The sequence below is a fragment of the Rhodococcus sp. 11-3 genome, from assembly GCF_023704055.1.
In the GTDB taxonomy this organism is placed as follows: Bacteria; Actinomycetota; Actinomycetes; order Mycobacteriales; family Mycobacteriaceae; genus Rhodococcus; species Rhodococcus aetherivorans.
Window position 1 is genome coordinate 2929181 of record NZ_CP080406.1, and the last position, 24195, is coordinate 2953375.

At 71.1% G+C, this 24195-nt stretch carries 19 protein-coding genes; 12 read left to right on the forward strand and 7 right to left on the reverse strand.

Features of this window, described 5'->3' with window-relative positions; translation table 11 throughout:
* Nucleotides 1-72: 72 nt before the first annotated feature.
* Nucleotides 73-1320, reverse strand: a complete 1248-nt coding sequence (locus KZJ41_RS13980) for an amidohydrolase (protein WP_006930687.1) — start codon at nt 1318-1320, stop codon at nt 73-75.
* A gap of 465 nt (nt 1321-1785) precedes the next feature.
* Here KZJ41_RS13980 and KZJ41_RS13985 point away from each other — a divergent pair, with 465 nt between their 5' ends.
* The 4 genes from KZJ41_RS13985 to KZJ41_RS14000 all read left to right on the forward strand — a co-directional run bounded on the left by KZJ41_RS13985 (nt 1786) and on the right by KZJ41_RS14000 (nt 6428).
* Nucleotides 1786-3114: a cyclopropane-fatty-acyl-phospholipid synthase family protein gene (locus KZJ41_RS13985; RefSeq protein WP_006930689.1), complete on the forward strand. Its 1329-nt coding sequence runs from the start codon at nt 1786-1788 to the stop codon at nt 3112-3114.
* Between the two features lie 195 nt (nt 3115-3309).
* Nucleotides 3310-3912 (forward strand): LppP/LprE family lipoprotein, encoded by a 603-nt coding sequence (locus tag KZJ41_RS13990; protein WP_006930691.1) that lies wholly within the window; start codon nt 3310-3312, stop codon nt 3910-3912.
* Nucleotides 3913-4023: 111 nt separating this feature from the next.
* Nucleotides 4024-5925, forward strand: a complete 1902-nt coding sequence (locus KZJ41_RS13995) for an ATP-binding protein (protein ID WP_251550921.1) — start codon at nt 4024-4026, stop codon at nt 5923-5925.
* A gap of 65 nt (nt 5926-5990) precedes the next feature.
* The gene (locus KZJ41_RS14000) at nt 5991-6428 is read left to right on the forward strand and encodes a nucleoside deaminase (RefSeq protein ID WP_029543547.1); all 438 of its coding nucleotides are present in this window, start codon (nt 5991-5993) and stop codon (nt 6426-6428) included.
* 23 nt (nt 6429-6451) lie between these two features.
* On the opposite strand, the gene KZJ41_RS14005 is transcribed toward KZJ41_RS14000, so the two are convergent.
* The 3 genes from KZJ41_RS14005 to KZJ41_RS14015 all read right to left on the reverse strand — a co-directional run bounded on the left by KZJ41_RS14005 (nt 6452) and on the right by KZJ41_RS14015 (nt 10104).
* A complete protein-coding gene (locus tag KZJ41_RS14005; protein ID WP_006930696.1) occupies nt 6452-7627 on the reverse strand; it encodes a glutamate--cysteine ligase in 1176 nt (391 codons plus the stop codon).
* Nucleotides 7628-7723: 96 nt separating this feature from the next.
* A complete protein-coding gene (locus tag KZJ41_RS14010; protein WP_235431208.1) occupies nt 7724-8290 on the reverse strand; it encodes a hypothetical protein in 567 nt (188 codons plus the stop codon).
* A gap of 107 nt (nt 8291-8397) precedes the next feature.
* Nucleotides 8398-10104 (reverse strand): GAF domain-containing sensor histidine kinase, encoded by a 1707-nt coding sequence (locus tag KZJ41_RS14015; RefSeq protein WP_006930700.1) that lies wholly within the window; start codon nt 10102-10104, stop codon nt 8398-8400.
* Between the two features lie 211 nt (nt 10105-10315).
* On the opposite strand from KZJ41_RS14015, the gene KZJ41_RS14020 reads away from it, so the two are divergent.
* The 3 genes from KZJ41_RS14020 to KZJ41_RS14030 all read left to right on the forward strand — a co-directional run bounded on the left by KZJ41_RS14020 (nt 10316) and on the right by KZJ41_RS14030 (nt 12897).
* Nucleotides 10316-10738, forward strand: coding sequence for a pyridoxamine 5'-phosphate oxidase family protein (locus tag KZJ41_RS14020; RefSeq protein WP_044475568.1), 423 nt, complete (start codon nt 10316-10318; stop codon nt 10736-10738).
* A 75-nt stretch (nt 10739-10813) separates the two neighbouring features.
* Complete coding sequence (locus KZJ41_RS14025) at nt 10814-11464, forward strand: response regulator transcription factor (RefSeq protein ID WP_029543555.1); 651 nt, start codon at nt 10814-10816, stop codon at nt 11462-11464.
* Nucleotides 11465-11514: 50 nt separating this feature from the next.
* A complete protein-coding gene (locus KZJ41_RS14030; protein ID WP_251550923.1) occupies nt 11515-12897 on the forward strand; it encodes a wax ester/triacylglycerol synthase family O-acyltransferase in 1383 nt (460 codons plus the stop codon).
* Nucleotides 12898-13377: 480 nt separating this feature from the next.
* Here KZJ41_RS14030 and KZJ41_RS14035 read toward each other — a convergent pair whose 3' ends face one another.
* Both KZJ41_RS14035 and KZJ41_RS14040 read right to left on the reverse strand, forming a co-directional pair.
* Nucleotides 13378-14817 (reverse strand): lipase maturation factor family protein, encoded by a 1440-nt coding sequence (locus tag KZJ41_RS14035; protein WP_065922588.1) that lies wholly within the window; start codon nt 14815-14817, stop codon nt 13378-13380.
* An 88-nt stretch (nt 14818-14905) separates the two neighbouring features.
* Nucleotides 14906-15820 carry a neutral zinc metallopeptidase gene (locus tag KZJ41_RS14040; RefSeq protein WP_006930708.1) on the reverse strand — a complete coding sequence of 305 codons (915 nt, stop codon included), beginning with the start codon at nt 15818-15820 and terminating at the stop codon, nt 14906-14908.
* Between the two features lie 144 nt (nt 15821-15964).
* Here KZJ41_RS14040 and aspS point away from each other — a divergent pair, with 144 nt between their 5' ends.
* The 5 genes from aspS to KZJ41_RS14065 all read left to right on the forward strand — a co-directional run bounded on the left by aspS (nt 15965) and on the right by KZJ41_RS14065 (nt 23666).
* Entirely contained in the window at nt 15965-17743 is a 1779-nt protein-coding gene (gene aspS / locus KZJ41_RS14045; RefSeq protein ID WP_006930709.1) for an aspartate--tRNA ligase, read from the forward strand.
* A 197-nt stretch (nt 17744-17940) separates the two neighbouring features.
* Nucleotides 17941-20526, forward strand: a complete 2586-nt coding sequence (locus KZJ41_RS14050; RefSeq protein ID WP_065922587.1) for a circularly permuted type 2 ATP-grasp protein — start codon at nt 17941-17943, stop codon at nt 20524-20526.
* The gene (locus KZJ41_RS14055) at nt 20523-21473 is read left to right on the forward strand and encodes a transglutaminase family protein (RefSeq protein ID WP_006944840.1); all 951 of its coding nucleotides are present in this window, start codon (nt 20523-20525) and stop codon (nt 21471-21473) included. The genes KZJ41_RS14050 and KZJ41_RS14055 overlap by 4 nt, the downstream gene beginning before the upstream one ends.
* Nucleotides 21466-22491, forward strand: a complete 1026-nt coding sequence (locus KZJ41_RS14060) for a putative zinc-binding metallopeptidase (RefSeq protein WP_006944841.1) — start codon at nt 21466-21468, stop codon at nt 22489-22491. The genes KZJ41_RS14055 and KZJ41_RS14060 overlap by 8 nt, the downstream gene beginning before the upstream one ends.
* A 35-nt stretch (nt 22492-22526) precedes the next feature.
* On the forward strand, nt 22527-23666 hold the full coding sequence (locus KZJ41_RS14065) for a kinase (protein WP_080688626.1): 1140 nt from the start codon (nt 22527-22529) through the stop codon (nt 23664-23666).
* A 43-nt stretch (nt 23667-23709) separates the two neighbouring features.
* On the opposite strand, the gene KZJ41_RS14070 is transcribed toward KZJ41_RS14065, so the two are convergent.
* Entirely contained in the window at nt 23710-24135 is a 426-nt protein-coding gene (locus KZJ41_RS14070; RefSeq protein WP_006944843.1) for a CBS domain-containing protein, read from the reverse strand.
* Nucleotides 24136-24195: the final 60 nt, after the last annotated feature.

Below are 24195 nucleotides of genomic sequence, written 5' to 3' on the forward strand. Positions count from 1 at the left end.
ACACCAATGCATCGATCCTCTCCCCAGAGCACCTCGGCATTGCGGGCGCACCGAGACCGGTGCTGCGGACGGTCAGTGAGTCGACGGCAGCCACGTCCGGGCAGCGGTCACCAACGCGGCGACCCCGATCGGCAGCGTCGGTTCGATGACAGGGGCGTAATGGGGTGAATGGTTGGACGGGACGGTGAGCAGCGCGGGATCGGTCATGTCACCGGTGGTGAAGAGCGACGGATCGGCGCCGCCGAGAAGCCAGTAGGAGAGCGGCGCCCCGGCGCTGGTCGCGAGAATGCCGACGTCCTCGCTTCCGGCGCCGGCTCCCGGATCGAGAATGTTGTCCTGCCCCAGCCAGGTCGCGAAGGCCTCGAGGCTCGTGCGCAACGCGTCCGCGTCGTTGGTGACGACCGGAAAGCGCTCGATCTCGGTGATGGTCGGGTCCTCCGGCGCGCCGGCCGTGGCAGCTTCGCCGCGCACGATGCGTTCGACACTGTCGAGGATGCGGCGGCGCACGGCGGTGTCGTAACTGCGGATGTTCAACTGGATCTCGGCGTGCCCGGGAATCACGTTCGCGGCGTCACCGGCATGGATCGACCCGACGGTGAGCACCGCGGTCGCGGTACTCGGAATCTCCCGGGAGACGACGGTCTGCAGACGCAACACCGTGGCGGCGGCCAACACGATGGGATCGACCGACGCCTCCGGCATCGATCCGTGCGCACCCCTTCCGACGAGCCGCACCCGCAGAGAATCCGAGCCCGCGTACGACGGGCCGGGATGTCCGGCGATCTTGCCGGCCGGCAGGGGCGCCACGTGCTGACCGAGCACGACGTCCGGCTTCGGGAATCTGTCGAACAGCCCGTCGTCCACCATGGCCTGCGCACCCGCGCCCAGCTCCTCGGCGGGCTGGAACACCAGCAGTAGGGTGCCGGTCCAGCCGGACCGGTCGGCAGCGAGAATTCGGGCCGCGCCCAGCAGACAGGTGGTGTGCAGGTCGTGGCCGCACGCATGAGCGACCGGCACCGTGCCGCCGTGCTCGTCGGTGGCCGTGGCGGTGCTGGCGTAGTCGAGCCCGGTGTCCTCCCGGACGGGAAGGGCGTCCATGTCCGCCCGCAGCAGCGCGGTCGGCCCCGGCCCGTTCTTCAGGACGCCGACTACGCCGGTCTTCCCTACGCCGGTGGTGACCTCGAATCCCGATGCCCTCAGCCGGTCGGCCACGATCGCGGCGGTGCGGTGTTCTCGGAATCCGAGCTCGGGATGCCGGTGCAGGTCCTTGTACAGATCGACGAGTGCCGGATCGATCGTGATACCGCCGGGTGTGGTCATGGTTTTCCTTCGATTACGTCTTCTGCTGGGCAGACGACTCGACCTTCGGGTCCCATGGGGCTGGCTGTGCACACGGAGCGCGGTTGTGCGTGAGGCCATCCTTCCACGCCCTTACTCGGCGCGGGGTGACTTCATGCGACCCGGCTCGAACGGGTTGCGCACGAATACGTTCGGCCACCGTCTCGCCCGAAGCGCTATCGGCCACAGCCGGCGCGGGTCGAGGGCTGCCCTGGCGAAGCCTGGGGTGCTGGACCGGTGGTCGACGAGGTGTGCAAGCTCGGCGAAGCCGGTGTGGTGATACGGAGACTGGTGTAATGGTGTGCGGCGAGGGGGGTTCCATCGATACTGTCGACGAGGTGGCGTTGCGGGACGCGGGTGCGGGTTGACAGGCCCTGAGCGTCACGGCGAGCAGCGGGAACGCGCAGTCGCGATGGTGGTCGGGCCCGAACTGTGACGGAGGTGCGTATGACGGTCGCTGACACGGTGGCGCCGCTGGTTCGTGCGGTGCTGGGCGCGCAGGCTCCGGTCGGGATCAGGTGTTGGGACGGCAGCCGGAGTGGGCCTGCGGACGCGCCCTGGCGGGTGCACCTGGTCAATAGGCGTGGTCTACGGCGATTGCTGTGGGCGCCCAACGACCTCGGTTTCGCTCGGGCCTACGTCTCCGGTGACATCGACATCGAGGGAGACCTGCTCGCCGGTCTGGACGTGTTGGAGCAGGTGTCGGACCCGAGCCGCGGCCCGGGTGTCCGGATCGACGGGCACACGAAGACGGCGGTGGTGAAAGCGGCGCTGCGCCTGGGGATCCTCGGCCCGCCCCCGCGGCCGCCGGCGGAGGAGATGAAACCGGTGCGCGGGCGCCGGCACGACAAGGGGCGTGACGCCGCCGCGATCAGCCACCACTACGACGTCGGCAACGACTTCTATCGACTCGTGCTCGGAGAGTCGATGACCTACTCGTGCGCATACTGGGCGGCGCAGAGCGAGGATCTGGACGCCGCCCAGTACGCCAAATGCGATCTGGTGGCCCGCAAACTCGGCCTGACCGCGGGGATGCGGGTACTCGACGTCGGCTGCGGGTGGGGGACCTTCGCGCTGCACGCGGCACGTCACTACGGCGCGCACGTCGTCGGTGTCACCCTGTCCCACGAACAGGCGGACTACGCCGGCAAACGGATGGTCGACGCGGGCGTGGGCGAGTTGGTGCAGATCCGGGTCCAGGACTACCGCGACGTCACCGACGGCCCCTACGACGCGATCTCGAGCATCGGCATGGCCGAGCACGTCGGCGCTGCGATGCTGGCGACCTATGCCGCGGACCTGTTCGCGCTGCTACGCCCGCAGGGACGATTGCTCAACCACGCGATCTCGCGGCGACCGGGCAAATCCCTCGCCGAGTTCTCGAAAACGTCGTTCATCGATCGCTATGTGTTCCCCGATGGCGAGATCTTGCCGCTCGCGACGATGATCGAGGCGCTCGAAGGGGCCGGTTTCGAGGTGCGAGACGTCGAGTCGCTGCGCGAGCACTACGCGACGACCCTGCGGGCCTGGGTGGCGAACCTGGAGTCGAACTGGGACGAGGCGGTGGCTCACAGCAGCGCCGGGCGGGCACGAGTATGGCGGCTGTACATGGCCGGCTCGGCGTTGGCATTTGCGGCGAACCGGCTCGGGGTCAATCAGGTCCTGGCGGTCAAATGCACCGAACGGGGTCACAGCGGCATGCCCGGCACCCGCGCCGAACTCCTGCGGCCACCCGCACCGAACCCCTCTCCGCCGGGCCACAGTCACACGCAGTGATGTCGGTCCTCTGCCGGCACACGGACACGATGCGGAGTTCTACCGGCTTCTGACGAGGTAGCCGGAGTTTGCTCGGCTCGACCGAGCTGGACCATTCCGCGACCTTGCCACGGGCCTCGACTGGGATGATCCGAACTGACACCATTCGTACCCGTCGCGGCGACCGCCGTCGCACCCGAGAGTCCGAGGAGCCCCATGCCGAGTCGCACAGCCGGTGTCACCCTTGTGTCGGCCCTTGCGATGGCGATCCTGGCCGGGTGCGCGCAGCCGCAGGACGGGCAGCCGGTGGCCGAACCGACCACCGCGACGTCCTCCCGTCAGGCACCCATCGGCGGGGCCGCCGTGTCCACGACGGTGGACGAACAGCCGTGCGACCCGGACGTCGACCTCGGCGCACCCGAGGTGTTCGCGGTGATCGAGCAGCTACCCCCGCCGCAGCAGATCCCCGATGCCACGTGGCTGCAGGCGTACAACGGCAACTACAACCGCTGCAGCGACCTCAGTTACGCGCAGGTCGGCATTGTGGGGGCGACGGGGTCGTCGCCGACGCACCTGCTGTTGTTCCACCGCGGCGACTACGTCGGCACCGCCACGCCATGCGCGCTGAACCCGGCGGTGGTCGCAACGGCGTTCGACTCCATCGACGTCGAATACAACTACCCGCGCGAGGGCGAGCCGAACGCGGCCGCCACCGGTTTCGCGGAGCTGACGTTCACGTGGTCCGACGGCGGGGTCGTCACCGACGGGCGACTGCCGGACGAGTACCTGGAGTTGACGGGATGCGACGAAATGCGGTGACATCGCCGGGCACTTCGATTGCCGCGGCATCGACGCGAACGTCGGTACGATCGCGGCAAGTTCGGGAAGCCACCCTCAGGACTGCCCGACGGAACAGACAAGGCAGAAACGATGGCAGTCGCCCCCATTCCGGTGGACCAGCGTGTGATCGGGATCGATTCGCGGCGCTTCGCCTCGATCGAGAAGGCGCTCGTCGAACTGATCACCAACAGTGACGACAGCTACTCCCGGCTGGACAATGGCCGCGCACAGGCGAACGGCCGCATCGACATCACCTACGAGCGCCACCAGTCGGGCGCGGTCCTGCAGGTCACAGACCATGCCGAAGGGATGCCGTTCGATCAGGCCGCCCGCATCCTGGCGTACGGGGCAGCCCACAGCCCGCTGTCGCGGGGCGAGGGCCATGGGCGGGGCTACTTCGGGCGCGGCCTCAAGCAGGCCGTGTTCGGTGTCGGCGCCGGAACGGTCGAGACCGTCAAGGACGGCCGGCTTACCCGCATCGACCTCTTCCGCGGCGAGAACGGCGGCTACCTCTACGACGACCACGGCGGCGACCGGCCGGTCTCCGACGACGACCGCGAACGCCTCGGCATCCCCGGGAACGGTACCCGGGTGACGTTGGTCGTGGAGAACCCGCACGTGGTCATCTCCCGGTACCAGACCGTGGTGCAGGCGCTGTCCGACAACGTCTACCTGCGTGAGGTGCTGTCGCGGCGGAGCGTGGAGGTGGTGCACGTCGCCGGTCGGCACGAGATCCAGCGCAGCGGCCGGGTGCTCTTCGACGAACCCCCGGCACTCGTGCTGATAGGTCCGGACGCGCCCGGCAGCTTCGACTTCGACGGCGACGAGTACACCTTCACCCTCACCCTGAAGCGCGCCGAAGGTGCCGAGCTGACCATGTCGGGGGACGAGCGCACGAACGGTCTCGTCGTCGTCTCGGGCCTCGCCGTGCTCGACTGTCAGATGTTCGAGTACGAGAACCAGGTGGGCGCCGAGTACCTGTTCGGCGCCGTGCACTGCGCGGCCCTGATCGAGCGGCTCGGGCAGGGTGAGCCGATCATCAGCGACGAGCGTGAGGGTCTGAACCACAAGGACCGGTTCGTCGCCGCATTCTCGCATGCGGTCAGCGTTCGGCTCGCCGAATATGTGCTGGCCGAACGCGATCAGCTCAGACACCTCGAGCACGCGATAACCTCCGAGCACACCGCGCACATGATCGACCGGCTGCTGCACCGGATGAGCGAGTCGGCGATCCGGGATCTCGGGATCGGGCCGGCGCCGGCATCGGCACCGCTGACGACCGCGACCGGCACGGGGAAGTCGGTCGTCCTTGAATTCACGACGCCCTTCTACTACCGCAGGCCCGGCCATCGGTTCCACGTCACTCTGGAAGTCGACACCGAGCGCCTGCCCGGCGACGACCGGCTGACGATCACGTACACGCTGCCCGACTCGATGCGGATCGACCCCCGGCCCGCCGAGATTGCCGTGGAGCAGAAGGCCGGTGTGCAGCGGCTGGAATGGACGGTCGTCGGCGAGGCGGCCGGGGAGCGCGGCGAGATCATGGTGCGGTCCGGGGCGTTCTGGGCGTGGTGCGAGATCGTCATCGCCGAGAACGCGCCGTCGCCGCACCATGTGCCACGCCCGCACACCCCGCCCCATCCGGAGGAACACCGACGGCCGCCACGCGACCACGGCGAGGACATGTTCGTCGGCTACGACCTGCGCTATCTCGGGGACGACGGTGGACGCGCCGTGTACGACCCCGAGCAGCGAACGATCCTCATCAACACCGGCGACCCCACCGTGCAGCTGTATCTGGACGGCCGGGGCCGGTTCCGGGACGCGGCACGACTGCTGCTGGCCGAGTTGTTCCTCGACGTGATCGCCGGCGAGTTGGCGCGCCGATCGCTCGAGAACAAGGGCTTGCAGGACGACGTCCACGCCTACACCGCCGCCAAGCAGAAGATCATCCGCCGCTACGGCGCGCAGATCCACAAGTCGTTCGCCTGAACGGGATTCGAGGTGGCGTCATGACGGAGCCGCGCAGGCCGCTCGACATCCCCACCACCGCTGCCATGCTCGAGGTCGCGCTCGCGGAGGCCCGGCTCGGCCTCGCCGAGGGCGGCATCCCGATCGGCGCGGCCCTGTTCGCCGCCGACGGGACGCTGCTCGGCCGCGGCCACAACCGGCGGGTGCAGGAGGGGGACCCGTCGCTGCACGCCGAGACCGCCGCCTTCCGGGCCGCGGGCCGCCGGCGCGACTACCGCTCGACGATCATGGTGACGACGTTGTCGCCCTGCTGGTACTGCAGCGGCCTGATCCGGCAGTTCGGTATCGGCGCCGTGGTGATCGGGGAGAGCGTCACGTTCACCGGCGGCCACGACTGGCTCGCCGAGCACGGGGTCGAGGTGACGGTGCTGAACGATCGACGCTGCATCGACATGATGGCGACGTTCGTCGCCGAGCACCCGGACCTGTGGCACGAGGACATCGGCGTCACACCCCCCGAGTAGGGGCGATCACCGAGTAGGAGTGATCACCGGGCCGTCGGTGGGGGAGCGGCCGGCTCGCACCCCTCGACGGTGATGCGGGCCAGTTCCGCGACGAAGTCCGCCGTGCTCCGGGACGCCGCGAGCGCTCGCCGCTGACGGCGCGCGCCGTTGCCCCGGCGCAGGATCCGCCGCACCGACGCGCGCGCGGACGGGAAGTCGCCGGCCTCCTCGAGGCCGGGCCGCACGTGCTCGAGCAGCGAGCCCAGCAGCCGGGCGGCGGGGACGGGCCGTTGCGTCAGCGGGTCCATCCCGTAGCCGTCGATGCCCTCCCGCGCGGCGCGCCAGCACGCGGCCTTCAGCCGGTCGGCCTCGAGCCGGGGCGCCGGGTCACCGCGGTGGACGGCGGTGAGCGCGGTGGACACGAGTCCGCGGACGAGGGTGGCGGCGGTGACGGTCTCCTCGATCGTGGCGGGCACGTCGCAGACCCGGATCTCGAGGGTGGGCAGGTGCGGCGAGAGCCGGATGTCCCAGTAGACCATCGCGGGGTCGAGGACGGTGCCGGCGTCGAGCATCATGGCGACGACGTCGTCGTAGTGCCGGGCGGACCGGAAGAAGGGCGGCGGCCCCCCGCTGGCCCAGCGCCCCCACTGGATGTGACGCCAGCTGGCGTAACCGGTGTCGGCGCCGGCGGTGACGGACGAGTTCGCCGTGAGCGCGAGCAGGGCGGGCAGCCAGGGCCGCAGGTGATTGCAGACCTGCACCGCGACGTCGCGATCGGGCACCCCGACGTGGACGTGACAGCCGCAGATCACCTGATCGGTCACCACCCCGAAGTGCTCGGCCATCCGCCGGTACCGGGCGGCGTCCGTGAGCGCCCCGGGCGGGGTGGTGTCGAACGGGGGCACTGCCGCCGCGAGCAGGCGGGCCCCGGCGCGTGCGGCGGCCGCCGCCGCCACCGTGCGCGAGACGCGCAGTTCCTGCCGCAGGTCGTCGATCCGGGTGCAGACCGGTGTGGCGGTCTCGACCTGGCAGCGCGACAGCTCGAGCTGGAGGTCGAGCCCGGCCTCGCGGGCATCGGCCACGACGGCGGCGTTGCTCAGCCGGGGCCGGCCGGAGTCGGCGTCGACGAGCAGCAACTCCTCCTCGACGCCCATGGTCAGCAGCCGGCCCGGGACATCGCCACGGTCGGATCCGGCACGGCGCGGCAGCGTGGACGTCATCGTCTCCTCCAACCGGAACGGCCGAAACAGCTCGGCAGGACCGTGGCTCCAGCCTGGCACGCGTCCCGGGCAGGTGGGAAGAGAACGGGAGGGAAATCAGGCGGCGCCGACGGCGTGGATACCGCGTGCCCACTGCTGCAGCGGCCGGTCTCCGAGCGCGATCGCGAGGGACTCGAGGGTGCGGACGCGGTCGGCCAGCTGGTCCGCGAGGACGTGTTCGAGGGCGGCGACGCTGCGCCTGTCCGCCGAGCCGGCGATGGTGGCGATGCAGTCGCTCAGCCGCGCCGCCCGAGACGACGACTTCGCGGATGTCGTGTGCGAATGCAGAATTCGTTCGAGGGTGTCGCATCGTTCCGACAAATAGCGAATGTCCGCCGCAATTTGCTGCTTCGCCATCGGATGCGAGCTGCGCTCGTGGCGAATTTCGAGTATCTGCAGTTGCGTCCGCACCAATTGGTGTACGGCCCGAATCTGGTCGCTCAGTGCGCTCGTGTTCGTGTTCATCGGGTTCCCTCTGCCGAATTCGATGATAGCCCCCGCGCCGGGCGATCCGGCGCATACCGGAGAATCTCGACTTCCGGCCGAGAAAGGACAGAAACGACGTTTCGGAATTCGGATCGGCACGGCCGCGAAGGGAAACGGCGACGAGGAGCGCCGCAGCAATTGTTGCCGCCTCCCACACCGGGCCGGTCACCGCGTCGGTGCGACCCGCTGCCGCGCCCGCGGCGAGATGCCCGGGCCGGGAGCCGTCCGCCGCGGGCGGTGCGAGCTCAGTCCTCGGGCAGCGGCGCCGACCAGAGCAGGCGGGTGCCGCCGGTGTCGACCGCGGTAGCGGTGAAGGTGCCCGCGACCTCCTCGGCGCGGGAGGCGAGGTTGTGCAGTCCGCTGCGCGCGACGGTGGCGGGAATGCCGACGCCGTTGTCGGTGACGTCGATGGTGAGGTAGTCGTCGACCGACACGGTGACAGTGACGTTGTTCGCGCCGGAGTGGTGCACCACATTGCTCATCGCCTCCCGCAGCACCGCCTCGGCGTGATCGGCGAGGGGCCCGGTGACCACGTTGAGCGGCCCGGACATGCGCACGACGGTGCGCAAGCCGACGTCGGCGGTGTGTTCGGCGACGATGTCGTGCAGGGCCTGCCGCAGTTGCCGGGTGCCCTCCATCCCGCCGTGCAGGTCGAAGATCGCGGTGCGCACGTCGGTGATGATGCTCTGCACGTCGTCGATCATGTCCGCCAGGCGCCCGCGGATCTCCGGCGCCCGGGTGCGGGCGTGGGTGCTCTGCAGGTTCAGGCCGTGGGCGAACAGCCGCTGAATGACGTGATCGTGCAGGTCCCGCGCGATGCGGTCCCGGTCGGCGAGCACGGTCAGAGAGTTGAGCCGTCGCTGGTCGTCGGCCAGCTTCAGCGCGAGCGCCGCCTGATCGGTGAAGGAGGTGGCGAGGAAGAGCTGACGGTCGTCGAACGGCTCCCGCCCCGGATCGCGAATGACCGACAGCACCCCCGAAATGGTGTCGGTCGACGCGCGCAGCGGCAGCAGCAGCGCCGGCCCGTGCCGGTCGCCGTCACCGTCGAACTCCGTGACCTGCAGAGGCTCACCGCACCGGTACACGGTTCCGGTCGCGGTCCCTTCGACCCGGATCCGCTTGCCCCCGAACCCGGACGGGTCCGAACCGGCGTATGCGGTGACGATCAGGGCCGCGACCTCCTCCGGCGGCACGTCGGGATCCTCGGGTTGGGCGATCTGCACGTGGTCCGCCTCCGACAGGGCCAGCGCGCGTCGGGCGATCAGGCCGAGCACCTCCTCCGGGTCGGTGTCGGCGAGCAGCTCGGCGCGGATCTCGCTCGTGGCCTCCTGCCAGCGCTGCCGCAGCCGGGCCTCCTCGAACAGGCGCGCATTGTCCACCGCGATGCCCGCCGCGGCCGCGAGGGCCTGCACGATCACCTCGTCGTCCTCGGTGAACGACTGACCATTGGCCTTCTCGGTGAGGTAGAGGTTGCCGAACGCCTCACCGTGCACCCGGACCGGGACACCCAGGAAGGTCCGCATGGGCGGGTGGTGGGCCGGGAAGCCGGACGAGGCCACGTGCTGGGCCAGATTGTCGAGGCGGATCGGTTTCGGCTGTTCGATCAGCAGTCCGAGCAGTCCGTGGCCGGTGGGGAGGTCGCCGATCAGCGCGCGGGTGTCTGCGTCTATGCCCTCGTACACGAAGTTCTGCAATCCGTCCCCGCGGCGGTTGAGGACGCCCAGGGCGCCGTAGCGGCAGTCCACGAGCTCGATCGCGGCGTGCACGATGCGCTCGAGCGTCGCCTCGAGCTCGAGCCCGGACGCGACCGTGAGCACGGCCTCGAGCAGACCGTCGATCTGATCGCGCGCGACGATCACCTGGTCGATGCGGTCCTGGACCTCCGCGAGCAGTTCCCTCAGTCGCAGCTGCGAGAGCGTCCCCGCGAGCAACGTTTCCTCGTCGGCGGCCATCGCTCACCCCTTCGGTGGATTACGTCCCGTACGCCGCGTGCCGGGCCGCTTCGAAAGGCCCGGTTTTTCCCATTGTGCCGAGGGTAATCCGTGGGTCACCCCCGGCGCGGTGACTTGCGCCCCGGTGGTGACGACTTTGGACCCTGCCGCGGGCCGCCTCGACGGGCGAGGGTGGAGTGCGGAGATGTCTTTGCAGGAGGGAAAGCCCAGGATGACGACGGGTCCGGAAGCTCCGCTCGCGCCGGGTCGGTGCATGGCGTTGCTGCGGTCGGTGCCGACCGGCCGTCTGGTCTACACCGACGGGGCGTTGCCCGCGGTGCACCCGGTGGCCTTCGCGGCGCCGAACGGCGAGATCGTCGTTCCCACCGGCGACGACGGGTGGTTCGAGCGTTTCGACGGCAGTCTGCTCGCCTTCCATGCCGAACAACTCGAGGCGCCGACCCGGTCGGGGTGGAGCGTGGTCGCGATCGGCCGCGCCCGGCTCGCGCGCGGGACGGACGGTCTCCGCGGATTCGACGGCGCCGGCGGCCTGCCGTGGGGCATCGGCACGGAGGATCCCCTCCTCGTCATCGACGTCGAGCACATCAGCGGGCGTCGTGCCACGCTGCCGTGGTGGCCCGGCGAGCGCGGTTGACAATCCAGTCCCCGAGCCGACCGTGAGCCGGCACACCGTGCGGTACCGTGCTGACCGGGGATTGGAGGCTGGCGCATGGTCAAGGTCTTTCTCGTCGACGACCACGAGGTCGTCCGCCGTGGCATCGCGGACCTGCTCACCACGGATCCCGAACTGACGATCGCGGGGGAGGCGTCGTCGTACGGCGAGGCTCTCGTGCGGGTACCTGCCGTAGAACCCGACGTCGCCGTGCTCGACGTCCGGCTCCCCGACGGCAACGGCATCGAGCTGTGCCGGGAACTGCTCTCGCAGATGCCGCGACTGCGCTGCCTGATGCTGACCTCGTTCACCGACGAGCAGGCGATGCTCGACGCGATACTCGCCGGCGCGAGCGGCTACGCGCTCAAGGACATCCGCGGCACCGAGCTGATCCAGGCCGTGCGGGACGTCGGGGCAGGCAAGTCCCTGCTCGACAGCCGCGCCGCGACCACGCTGATGGCGAAGCTGCGCGCCGACACCAGTAACGACGGCGGACCGTATGCGAACCTGACCGATCAGGAACGGACCCTGCTCGCGCTGCTCGGGGAGGGGCTGACCAACCGTCAGATCGCCGAACGGATGTTCCTGGCCGAGAAAACGGTGAAGAATTACGTGTCGCGGCTCCTGGCCAAGCTCGGGGTCGAACGCCGCACCCAGGCCGCGGTACTGGCGACGAAGGTGCCGCCGAGACGCCCCGGCGGGCGCTGAACGTTCCGTCGCCGCGCCGCCCGGGCGTTGCCGACGGCAGGACGGGCACCATGACGGACGACCGGCCCCGATTCGAGCGGCTGAGCCCGCTCGACGTAGGGAACCTGCGCGTCGAGGACCGCGGGGTGCCCATGCACGTGGCCGCGCTCGCCGTCCTGGACGGAGCGCCGCTGCGCGATGCGGCCGGACGCCTCCGGCTGGCGGCGATCCGCGAGCACGTCGCGCGGCGCACCCGCCGCGCGCCCCGACTGCGCCAGCGGCTGCACCGCCCGCCGCCGGGTGCCGGACCGCCCGTGTGGGTCGACGACCCGCACTTCGACATCTCGTGCCACGTGCGGACCCGCGCCCTGCCCGCTCCCGGCGACGAGGCCACCCTGTTGCGCACCTGCGCGGAACTCGACGAACCACGCCTCGACCGGTCCCGGCCGCTGTGGGAGATGTGGCTGCTCACGCACCGGGACGACGGGACGATCGCGCTGCTGCTGCGGCTCCACCACGTGGTCGCCGACGGCATCGCCGCCCTCGAACTGTTCGGCGCCCTGCTCGACACTGCCGCGACCACGCCCGACGAGGACCCCCGTCCCGTGCCCACCCCGGTTCCGCCACCCTCCGTGCGTGCGCTCGTCCGCGACAACCTGCACCGCCGGCCCGGGGCTGCGTGGCGGTGGCTCCGGGCAGTGCGGCCGACGGTGGCGGCGCGACGTGCCGCCCTGCGGGTGCGGCAGCTGCGCTCGCTCGCCCGGCAGGGCCGGGCCCTGCGGGTGTCGTTCGACGGTCCCGTCGGGCCGCACCGCCGGCTGAGCCTGGTGCGCTGCGACCTCGCCGAGGTCAGGCGCGTCGCACACGCGCACGGTGCGACGGTCAACGACGTCGTGCTCGCCGCCGTGGCCGCCGGCGCGCGGCGGCTCCTCGCGGCGCGCGGCGAACTCGACCCGGACCTGATCCTGAAGGCGTCGGTGGCGGCGTCGCTGCGCACCGCCGACGACCGGAGCCCGGGGAACCGGGTCGGGATCCTGCTCGTGCCCCTGCCGGTGGGGCCCGGGTCGGTGGCCGCCCGGGTCGCGGCCGTCGCCCGCGAGACCGCGCGGCTCAAGCGGGAGCCGCCGCTGCAGCCCGGGGGACGGCTGCTCCAGCGGTGGACGGTGCAGGTGATGCGGCGCCAACGGCTGGTCAATCTGTTCGTCAGCAATCTGGTCGGCCCGCCCGTGCCGCTGTACTTCGCGGGTGCCCGCGTGCGCGAGCTGTTCCAGGTCGGCGTGGTGCAGGGCAACGTCGGTGTCGCCGTCGGCGTGCTGTCCTACGCGGGCCGGCTGAACGTCGACGTCGTCGCCGATGCCGATCTCGTCCCGGACGTCGACGAGTTCGCCGGGGGGATCGTCGACGGCCTCGCGGAGCTGGGCGTCGCGGCGGTCGGCGGCCCGCCGCGTCGCTGACCCGGCCCTTCAGGCGCGATCGCGCCGACCGTGCGCGCCAGCGAATTGCATGCGCGGAGTGCTGAGAATTTCGCGAACCCGATTTCCCCTACCGCGTGCGGCAGCCGGGTCCGCGCTCGAATTGCGGGACCCGGCGCGTTTGGTAACAATTGGGTTCGGTGCACGGCACCGGTACGGTATGTACAAGATCAGAAATGGAGCTCCAGCATGGACTTTGGAACGTTGGCCGACTTCTTCGGAGCAATCGCCGACCTCTTCGGCGCGTTCGACTTCTTCTCCGGTTCCGCCGAGGACATGAACCTCAGCTGATCCGGGGGAAATAGAGGGGGCCTGCGGGTTGAGGACGCAGGCCCCCTTTTCCTGTCCGGGTCCCGGATACCGGTCGCCCGGTCGATCTCATTCTTTACCCGACGTTGATGTTCGATAAAGGTGAGATAACGCGAGATTGAATTTTCGAAAGCGCCGCCCGCTCCGGGGACCTCATTCGGCGTCGCGTTCGGCCAGGGCCACCGGCCGCATGTAGTCGGTGATGTACTCGCGCACCCACCACGCGCCGGTCTCGCGGCGCTCGCGCCACGTGGTGTACCGGTAGCTGAAGTACCGCGCCCGCACCCAGCGGGGCGGCGCGTCGGGGAACGGGTTACGCCGCAGCAGTGCCGTCACGTGCTCGTCGTTGGTCAGCAGCTTTTCGAGCAGTCGCCCGAACCAGGAGCGCGCGTAGTCGGGGGACAGCGCGGCGAACCACATCAGCCAGTCCAGCCGCAGGTGATACGGCGCGTACTGGCGGGGCCGGCGGCGCACGTCGCCGGGCTTGCCCTTGAACTCGTACTCGCGCCACACGGTGCCGGGGCCCACCTCCCGATCGGAGGTGCCCTCGACGATCACCTCGTGCCGGTGCCGGGTGATGCTGCCGAACGCGCCGTAGGTGTTGACGAAGTGCCACCGGTTGAACGAGGCGTTCATCGCCTGCCGGTGGGAGAGCATGTTCCGCACCGGCAGGTAGCTGAGCACCGCGACCGTCCCGGTCAGCGCCACGACCACCGCCACGAACACCGTCGGCGTCGTCCCGTACCCCGGACCGGGTTCGAGCGGCAGCAGACGCTCCCACCAGCTGTCCGGGATCACCGACAGGCCCAGCACGATCGCCAGCCAGTTCAGCCAGGAGAAGTTGCCGCTGACCACCAGCCACAACTGGGTGACGATCATGATCGACGCCGCGATCCCCGCGATCGGCTGCGGCGCGAACAGGAAGAAGGGCACCACGAGCTGGGTGACGTGGTTCCCGGCCACCTCGACCCGGTGCAGGGGCCTGGGCAGGTGGTGGAAGTACCAGCTCAGCGGGCCCGGCATCGGCTGGGTCTCGTGGTGGTAGTACAGGCACGTCAGATCCCGCCAGCACCGGTCGCCGCGCATCTTGATCAGGCCCGCCCCGAACTCGAGCCGGAACAGCAGCCAGCGCAGCAGGATCAGGACGAGCAGTGGCGGGGCGGTGTCCGCGTTGCCGAGGAAGATCGCCAGGAAGCCGGTTTCGAGCAGCAACGATTCCCAGCCGAACGAGTACCAGACCTGTCCGACGTTGACGATCGACAAGTACAGCAGCCACAGCAGGAACCAGACGAGCATCGACGCGATCAGCGGCAGCCGGTCCGTCACCCCGAGCGCGGTGGCGGCGGCCAGGACCGCGCCGAGACCGGCGACCGCCGCGAAGAGACGGTCCGAGTAGCGCAGGTGGAACACGCTCGGGGCCCGGCCGAACGACGTCGCCTTCAGGAAGCGGGGGATCGGCGTCAGGCCGGTGCTCCCGAGCAGCGCCCGGAACTGGTTGAGCGCCACCAGGAACGCGACGAGGTACACCAGGGCCAGCGCGCGCGTGCACAGCAGCCGTCCCAGCGAATACCCGTCGGCGTCGTACCATTCCACGGCAGGTCACCTCGTACCGGTGCGGACCCCTCGAGCATGGCACGCGCACCGCGTTTCGGGAGTGGATTCCCCGTGGTGGGCGGCGGGGTCAGCGCAGCGCCGGCGGGTTGTCCAGATCTCGCGCCGTGTACGTGTCGCACGCCGCGATCTGCCCGGTGGTGTACCCGGCGAGGAACCACTTCTGCCGCTGGTCGGACGACCCGTGCGTCCAGCCCTCGGGGTTCACCCGCCCGCCGGCGGAAGCCTGGATCCGGTCGTCGCCGACGGCGGACGCCGCCGACAGCGCGTCGCGGATGTCCTGCTGGGTGAGGGGCTGCAGGAACGGCTCCCCGGTGTTCGGATCCGGCTGCTTGTCGGCGTGGTACGCCCACGCCCCGGCATAGCAGTCGGCCTGCAGCTCGGTGCGGACGGCCCCGGAGTCGGCACCGCGCGGATCGGCCTGCGCGCGGCCGAGGTCCCCGAGCTGGTTCTGCAGGTGGTGACCCACCTCGTGCGCGACGACGTACTCCTGCGCGAGCGGGCCGGCGTTGGCGCCGAACCGGGTGACCAGGTCCTGGAAGAAGCTGGTGTCGAAGTACGCGGTCCGGTCGGCCGGGCAGTAGAACGGTCCGACGTCGCTCGTGGCGTTGCCGCAGCCCGTCGCGACCGCACCGGAGAACAGCACGACCGCGGGCCGGACGTACTCGACGCCGGTCTGCGGCCCGAGCTGCTGTTCCCACACCGCGTCGAGGCTGCCGACGGTGAACTGGACGCGGCAGTCGACGCTCGCGTTGGCGTCCGCCCCGGTCTCACAGCCCTCCAGGGTGCCCGAGCCGTACTGCCCGGACTGCTCCGGGGCGCCGCTGCCGAGGAGCGAGCCGGGATCACCTCCGAGCAGCAGTGCCAGGATCAGCACCAGCAGGCCGCCGGCGCCACCGCCGATCGCGATCTTCCCGCCCGGTCCGCCTCCGCCGCCGACCTGGATGCGGCCGCCCTCCATCCGAGCACCCTCGTTGAACGTCATCGCCGCCTTCACTTCCTCGTCGCAGGGGGACCGATCGGTTCAGCTTGGCACGGCCGATCGGGTACGGGTGTCCTCGGCGGATGTGTGTCTTTCGTAGGATTGCAACGACGACGTCCCTCGTTAGGTTGTTTCGAAAGGAATTCCGTGCTGCGCACCCATCTCGCCGGCTCGTTGCGAGCCGAGCACGCCGAGCAGACCGTCACCCTCACCGGCTGGGTGGCCCGGCGCCGCGACCACGGCGGGGTGATCTTCATCGACCTGCGCGACGCGTCGGGTGTGTCGCAGGTCGTCTTCCGTGAGGGCGCGGTCCTCGAGCAGGCACACCGTCTGCGCGCCGAGTACTGCATCAAGGTCGTCGGAGTGGTCGAGGTCCGGCCGGAGGGCAACCAGAACTTCGACATCCCCACCGGCGCCGTCGAGGTCAACGCCTCGACGCTCGAGGTTCTCAACGAGGCCGCGCCGCTGCCGTTCCAGCTCGACGACCAGGTCGGCGAGGAAGCCCGCCTGAAGTACCGCTACCTGGACCTGCGCCGCGAGGGCCCGGGCAAGGCGATCCGGCTGCGCAGCAAGGTCAACGCCGCCGCCCGCGGCGTGCTCGCCCACCACAGCTTCGTGGAGGTCGAGACCCCGACGCTGACCCGCTCCACCCCGGAGGGCGCCCGCGACTTCGTGGTGCCGGCGCGGCTGCAGCCCGGCAGCTTCTACGCACTGCCGCAGTCGCCGCAGCTGTTCAAGCAGTTGCTGATGGCCGGCGGCATCGAGCGGTACTACCAGATCGCCCGCTGCTACCGCGACGAGGACTTCCGCGCCGACCGGCAGCCGGAGTTCACCCAGCTCGACATCGAGATGGCGTTCGTGAGCCAGGACGACGTGATCCTGCTCGCCGAGGAGATCCTGCACGCGCTGTGGCGCCTGGTCGGGCACGAGCTGACCACCCCGATCCCGCGCATGACCTACGCCGACGCGATGCGCCGCTACGGCTCCGACAAGCCCGACCTGCGTTTCGGCCTCGAGCTCGTCGAGTGCCGGGAGTTCTTCAAGGACACCACCTTCCGGGTGTTCCAGGCCGAGTACGTCGGCGCGGTCGTCATGCCCGGCGGCGCGAGCCAGCCGCGGCGCCAGCTCGACGCCTGGCAGGAGTGGGCCAAGCAGCGCGGCGCGAAGGGCTTGGCGTACGTGCTGGTCGGCGAGGACGGGGAGCTGTCCGGACCGGTCGCGAAGAACCTCACCGACGCCGAGCGCGAGGGCCTGGCCAAGCACGTCGGCGCCCAGCCCGGGGACTGCATCTTCTTCGCCGCCGGCGCCACCAAGCCCATGCGCGCGCTGCTCGGTGCCGCTCGCGGCGAGATCGCCCGCAAGCTCGATCTCATCGATCCCGACGACTGGAAGTTCGTGTGGGTCGTCGACGCCCCGCTGTTCGAGCCGGCCGCCGACGCCACCGCCTCCGGCGACGTCGCGCTCGGCAGCTCCGCATGGACGGCGGTGCACCACGCCTTCACCTCGCCGATGCCCGAGCACCTCGACACGTTCGACACCGATCCCGGCTCGGCCCTCGCCTACGCCTACGACATCGTGTGCAACGGTCACGAGATCGGCGGCGGCTCGATCCGAATCCACCGCACCGACATCCAGCAGCGCGTGTTCAAGGTGATGGGCATCTCCGAGGAGGAGGCGAACGAGAAGTTCGGCTTCCTGCTCGAGGCATTCAAGTACGGCGCTCCGCCGCACGGCGGCATCGCCTTCGGGTGGGACCGCATCACCGCCCTGCTCGCCGGCGCGGACTCGATCCGCGAGGTCATCGCGTTCCCGAAGTCCGGCGGCGGTGTCGACCCGCTGACCGACGCTCCGGCGCCGATCACCCCCGAGCAGCGCAAGGAGTCCGGGATCGACTTCAAGCCGGAGCCGAAGAAGGCCGAGAAGTAGGGCACCGACAGGACCTCGTCGGCGGCGCCTGCCCACGGGCCGGCGCCGCCGCGGTGTCACGGGCCGGCGCCGCCGCGGTGTCACGGGCCGGCGCCGCCGCGGTGTCAGAGGGCAGCGCGCACGGCGGGGGCGCACGGCGGGGCACGGCCTGGCACAGTGACAGCAGGCGCCGGACGGACGGAGAGGGCGGCAACGGCATGACCGACATGGTCGCCACACAGTCGCTGCGGGCGCGGTACGCCCACCGCGGACCGGAATTCGACGAACTCTTCGACCCCGCGGGCGACGTCCGCGAGCACTGGGCCGAACTGGCGGAGGGCCTGCAGGCACGTGGCCCCCAGGCGCTGGCCCGCTACCGGCAGCGGCTGCGCCGGCTCGTCGACAACCACGGCATCACCTACACCCCCGTCGACGCCCGCACCGAGGAGACCGGTCCGGCCGCGCCGCACCGGTGGGAACTCGACGGGGTGCCGTTCGTCCTCTCCGCCGACGATTGGAGCACCCTCGAGCAGGGTCTGCTGCAGCGCTCACGGCTGCTCGACACGCTGCTCGCCGACCTGTACGGGCCGATGCGCACGCTCCGGGAGGGACTGCTGCCCCCGCAACTGGTGTTCGGCCATCGCGGCTACGTGCGGGCCGCGCACGGGCTCTCGCTCCCCGGGCCGCACCAGCTGTTCGTCCACGCAATCGACGTCGCCCGTGCCCGCGACGGCCGGTTCCGGGTGGTGCGGGACCACACCCAGGCCCCGTCCGGCGCCGGGTACGCCCTCGCAGACCGGCGGGTGACGGCACGCGCCATGCCCGACCTGTACCAGGCGACGAACCCACGGCCGCTGTCGCCGTTCGTCGAGGCGATGCGCCTCGCGCTGCGCGAGGCCGCACCCGCCGGCGCGGAGGACCCGGTGGTGGTCGTCCTCGGCCCGGGCGCACACTCGGAGACCGCCTTCGATCAGGCCCACATCGCGGGCGTCCTCGGGTTCCCGCTGGTCGAGGCCGCCGACCTGGTGGTGCGCGAGGGCCGGTTGTGGATGCGCTCGCTCGGCTCGCTCACCCGCGTCGACGTCGTGCTACGCCGCGTCGACGCCGCCTACGCGGACCCGCTCGACCTGCGGCCGGACTCGCGGCTCGGCGTGGTCGGGCTCGTGGAGGTGGTGCGGCGCGGCGCCGTCACCGTCGTCAACACCCTCGGCAGCGGGGTGCTCGAGAATCCGGCCCTGGCGGAGTTCCTGCCGTCGCTGTGCCGGGCCCTGCTCGACGAGGACCTGCTGCTCGAGCCGGTCCCCGCATACTGGGGCGGCACCCCGGCCGGGGTCGCGGCGCTGACGGAGAGGTTCGAGCAGCTGGTGCTGCGGTCGGCGGTCACCGCCCGGTCGGTGATGGTCGGCAGCCTAGACGCGCAGCAGCGCGAGGGTCTGCTCGCCCAGGTGCGAGCGCAGCCGGGGCGGTGGGTCGGCCAGGAGATTCCCGACCACTCGTACGTCCCGTCGCTGTCCGGAATCTCCGGCGGGCTCGGTGCCGCGCCGGTCGGCGTCCGACTGTTCACCGTCGCCCAGCGGGTCGGATTCACCCCCATGCCCGGTGGGCTCGGCGAGATCGTCGTCCCGGGCGCGACGCCGCGCACGCGGCCGCCGATGCGCGTCGTCGCCAAGGACGTGTGGGTGCGCACCGCCGCGCCCACGGCCACCACCGGCGCGACAGGCGTTCCGGCCGGGGACGAGGTGTCCACCTTCGCCGTGCCCCCCGTCGACGTCGTCGCCTCGCCTCGGGTGCTCAACGACCTGTTCTGGCTGGGCCGCTACGGCGAGCGTGCCGAGGACACCGCCCGCCTGCTCGTCGCGGTCCGCGAGCGCTACCAGGACTACCGCTTCCGGCCCTGGCTGCCGGGCAGCGAGTGCCTGCCCGTGCTGCTGTCGGCGCTCACCGCCGCGGCCCCCGGACCGGCGATCGCGGCGCAGCACACCGGTGCCGACGTCATGGACGACTACCACTCCGCCACAGCGGAATTCCGCTCCATGACCGTCGATCCGGAACGGCTCGGCTCGCTCGCCCAATCGTTCGCCGGACTCGACCAGGCGGCCCGGGCCGTGCGCGACCAGCTCTCCAACGACACGTGGGCCGTGCTCGCCGACGTCCAGCGCGCCCTCGACGCGCTCACCGAGGACCCCGACGACGACGGCTCCCTGCTCGGCGCCACCCAGTCCGCCGTCCTCGCCGGGATGCTCGCCCTGTCCGGGCTCGGGGCCGAATCGATGGTCCGTGACCTGGGCTGGCACGTGATGGACCTCGGCAAGCGGATCGAGCGGGCGCTGTCGCTGACCACCCTGCTGGCGACCACCCTCACCGTCGCCCGCGACGCCGCCACCGACCGGGCGCTGATGGAGACGGTGCTCGGCGCCGCGGAGAGCTCGGTGACCTACCGCCGCCGCAACCACCGGGTGCGCCCGGCCGCCGTCGCGCAGCTGTTGCTGCTCGACACCACCAACCCCCGCTCGCTGGCGTGGGTGCTCGAACGCCTGCGCGAGAACTTGCGGGCGCTGCCCGACGCCTCCGGCTCGACCCGGCCCGAACGCCTCGCCGACGAGCTGCTGACCCGGCTGCGCCGGGTGGACCCGGTCGACCTCGAGACCGCCACCGACGGCGTCCGCCGCGAGCTCGCCGATCTCCTCGCGGCCGTCCACACCGGACTCGAGCAGCTGGCCGAGCAGCTGCTGCGCGGGCCGCTGTCGCTGCCCGGCGGCACCCGGCCGCTGTGGGGCGGCGCCCAGCGGAGGACCCTGCCGTGACCGATCCGCTCGACCCCGCCCGGCGCCGGTACCGCATCGTGCATCGCACCACCTACCGGTACTCCGGCGTGGTGACCTCCTCGTACGGCCGCGGCTACCTGCTGCCCCGCGACACCGACAACCAGCGGGTCGTCTCGAGCAGCGTCACCGTCGACCCCGCCCCGGCCGACACGTCGGTGGGGGCGGACCTGTGGGGCAACCGCGACGTCTACTTCCACGTCGCCGAGCCCCACGACACGCTCGTCGTCACCGCGGAGTCCGAGGTGACGGTGACCCCGCCGGATCCGGCGCGGCTGGTCGCCGGTCCCGCCGTCGCGCCGTGGGAGTCGGCGCGGCCGGTCGGCACGGCCGGCGCCCTGGCCACCGACTTCGTTCTGGACCTCGACCCGCCCGAGGTCGACGCCGAGGTACTCGCCTACGCCGCGCCCACCTTCCCTCCGGGCCGGCCGCTGGTCGAGGCGATCGCCGAACTCACCCACCGCATCTTCACCGACTTCGCCTACCACTCCGGATCGACGTCGGTGTCCACGCGCGTCGCCGAGGTCCTGGTCGCGCGCTCCGGCGTGTGCCAGGACTTCGCGCGCCTGGCCCTCGCCTGCCTGCGCGCGCACGGCCTCGCCGCCCGCTACGTGTCCGGCTACCTCGCCACCGATCCGCCCCCCGGACGCGAACGCATGGTGGGCGTCGACGCGACGCACGCCTGGGCGGCGGTGTGGCTGCCCGGCGACACGTGGCTCGCCTTCGACCCGACCAACGACCAGTTCGTGGACGAGCGGTACACCACCGTCGCGTGGGGCCGCGACTACGCCGACGTGCCGCCGCTGCGCGGGGTGATCTACACCGAAGCCAAGGACAGCACCATCGACGTGTCCGTCGACGTGGCTCCGCTCGCGCCCACCGGCGGCGACCGCACCGACCCCGAACCGACAGGAGCGGCCGATGCGTGACTTCTCGTGCCCGATGTGCGGGCAGCAACTGACCTTCGAGAACTCGGTCTGCCTGCGCTGCGGCAGCGCAATCGGCTTCGACCTCGGCACCGTCTCGATGGTCGCGATCCTGCCCGAGGACGACGCCGACGGTCCGGCCTCCGGTGCGGTGCCGGCCCGCCGCTACCGGCTGTGCGACAACCTGCACCTGGCCCGCTGCAACTGGATCGTCGGCCGCGACGAGCCCGGCCTGTGCCGGTCGTGCCGGCTCACCCGCACCCGCCCGGCCGACGACGACACCGACGCGCTGGCCGCGTTCGCCGACGCCGAGGCCGCCAAGCGCCGGCTGATCGTCGAACTCACCGAACTCGGCCTGCCGCTCACCGGCCGCGACACCGACCCGGACACCGGCCTCGCGTTCGACCTGCTGTCGAGCCGCGACGAGCAGGTCCTCACCGGACACGCGTCGGGAGTGATCTCCCTCGATCTCGCCGAGGGCGACGACGTGCACCGTGAGCAGCTGCGGATCGAGATGGGCGAGCCGTACCGCACCCTGCTGGGCCACTTCCGGCACGAGATCGGGCACTACTACCAGATGGTCCTGATCGCCACCCCCGCCGTGCGGGCCCGGTTCGAGGCGCTGTTCGGCGATCCCGACGCGGACTACCAGGCGGCGCTGGACCGGCACTACTCCGAGGGAGCACCCGACGGGTGGGAGGACGAGTTCGTCTCCTCGTACGCGACGATGCATCCGGCCGAGGACTGGGCCGAGACGTTCGCGCACTATCTGCACATGCGGGACGCGCTGGACACCGCCGCCGGGTTCGGGTTCGCACCCGCCGGCGCCGCCCTGGACCGCCCCCAGCCCGGCCCGGCCGGCTTCGACAAACTCCTCGAGCGCTGGCTGCCGCTGGCCTGGTCGCTGAACATGGTCAACCGGTCGATGGGTCACACCGATCTGTATCCGTTCGTGCTACCCCCGCCCGTTTTGGTCAAGATGCGGTTCGTGCACGAACTGATCGTCGCCCGAACCGGGTAGATTGTCAGACGATGACTGCAACATTGGCGGAGCCCATGTCGGAAGTGGTGGAGGCGGCCGAAAAGCTGCTGACCCGGCGCACCGGCGCACCCGTGACCTTGGCCGATCCGGTGGATCTCGGCGGCAGTGGCCGCTCGGTGGTTCTGCGCGTGCGGGTCGCGGCGAACCCGTTCTCCCTGCCGCGCACCCTGGTGCTCAAGCAGGTGCCCCCGCGCGCCGAACGGCGGGTGGGCTTCCGTGGCGCCGCCACCGACGACGAGGTCGCGTTCCTGCGCGAGGCGGTGTCCTACCAGTTCGCCACCGCCCTGGCCAAGGACGACCGGCCGGGCGCCGAACTGCTGGCCTACGACTTCGAGTCGCGGCTGCTGGTGCTCAGCGACCTCGGCGACGCCACCCCGATCGCCACGCTGCTGCGCAGCGACGACACCGACACCGTCACCAACACCCTCATGGCGTTCGCCCAGGCCCTCGGCCGGATGCATGCCGCGACCGTCGGGCGCGAGGAGGACTTCGCCGCCCTGCTGCGCCGTGCCGAGGTGGCGCACTTCGCCGACGCCGTCGTCGAGCAGGCCACCGGCGCGCTGCGCGTCGTGCCCGACCGCTTCGCCACCGAGTTCGGCCTCGAGGTGCCGCAGAGCGTGATCGACCGCGCCGAGCGGGCCGCGAAGCTGTTCACCGCCGGCCGGTTCCGGGCCTTCAGCCCCTCGGACCTGTGCCCGGACAACATCGTCGTCGGCGACGAGGGCGTGCAGTTCCTCGACTACGAGTGGGGCGGCTTCCGCGACGCCACCCTCGACATCGCCTACGCCCTGACCTCCTTCCCGGCGTGCCTGTGCAAGGCGCCGCTCACGCTCGAGCGGGCCCGCGCGATGGCCGACGCGTGGCGGGCCGAGGTGGTGGGCATGTGGCCCTCGCTCGGCTTCGACGAGGTGCTCGCCGAGCGGCTGCTCGACGCGCAGCTCGCGTGGGTGTGGCTGAGCACCTACCTGTTCGTCCCCGAGGACCATGCCCGCATCGCGGCGGTGCGGGACCACCACCTGTCCGTGCCGTGGTCCGACGCGCTGCGCAGCCGCTGGTCGCTGCTCGCCGACTACGCCGCCGACACCGGACACGACGACGTCGCCGGGCATGCCCGAGACGTCCTCGAACGTCTCGAGCAGCGCGTCGGCGACTGACCGCGCTACGCCCGGGCCGTCACGCGCGGTATGCCCGGCCCGCCTACGGCGCGGTACGTGCGCAGATGGCCTCGACAAACCGGCCCACCTCCGACTCGGGCAGATGCGTGGCCAGGTCGGCCTCGCTGATCATGCCGATCAGCCGATGCTCCTCGACCACCGGCAGCCTGCGGATGCGGTGTTCCTCCATCATCGTCAGGACCCGGTCGACGTCCGCGTCCGCGTCGACCACGTAGGGCTTGCCCTGGGCGAGCTCACCGGCCGTCATGGAACTCGGGTCGCCGCCCGCGGCGACGCACTCGAGCACGATGTCGCGGTCGGTGATGATGCCGTGGAGCCGGTCGTCGTCGCCGCAGATCGGCAACGCGCCGATGTCCAGTTCCCGCATCCGCTGGGCCGCGGTCTCGAGGGTGTCGTGTTCGCCGATGCAGACCGCGTCGCGGTGCATGATGTCGCGTGCAGTGGTCATCACTGCCTCCTCCGTTGAAAACGGTTACTGCACTTCCATTGTCACGCGCGACGGCGACCG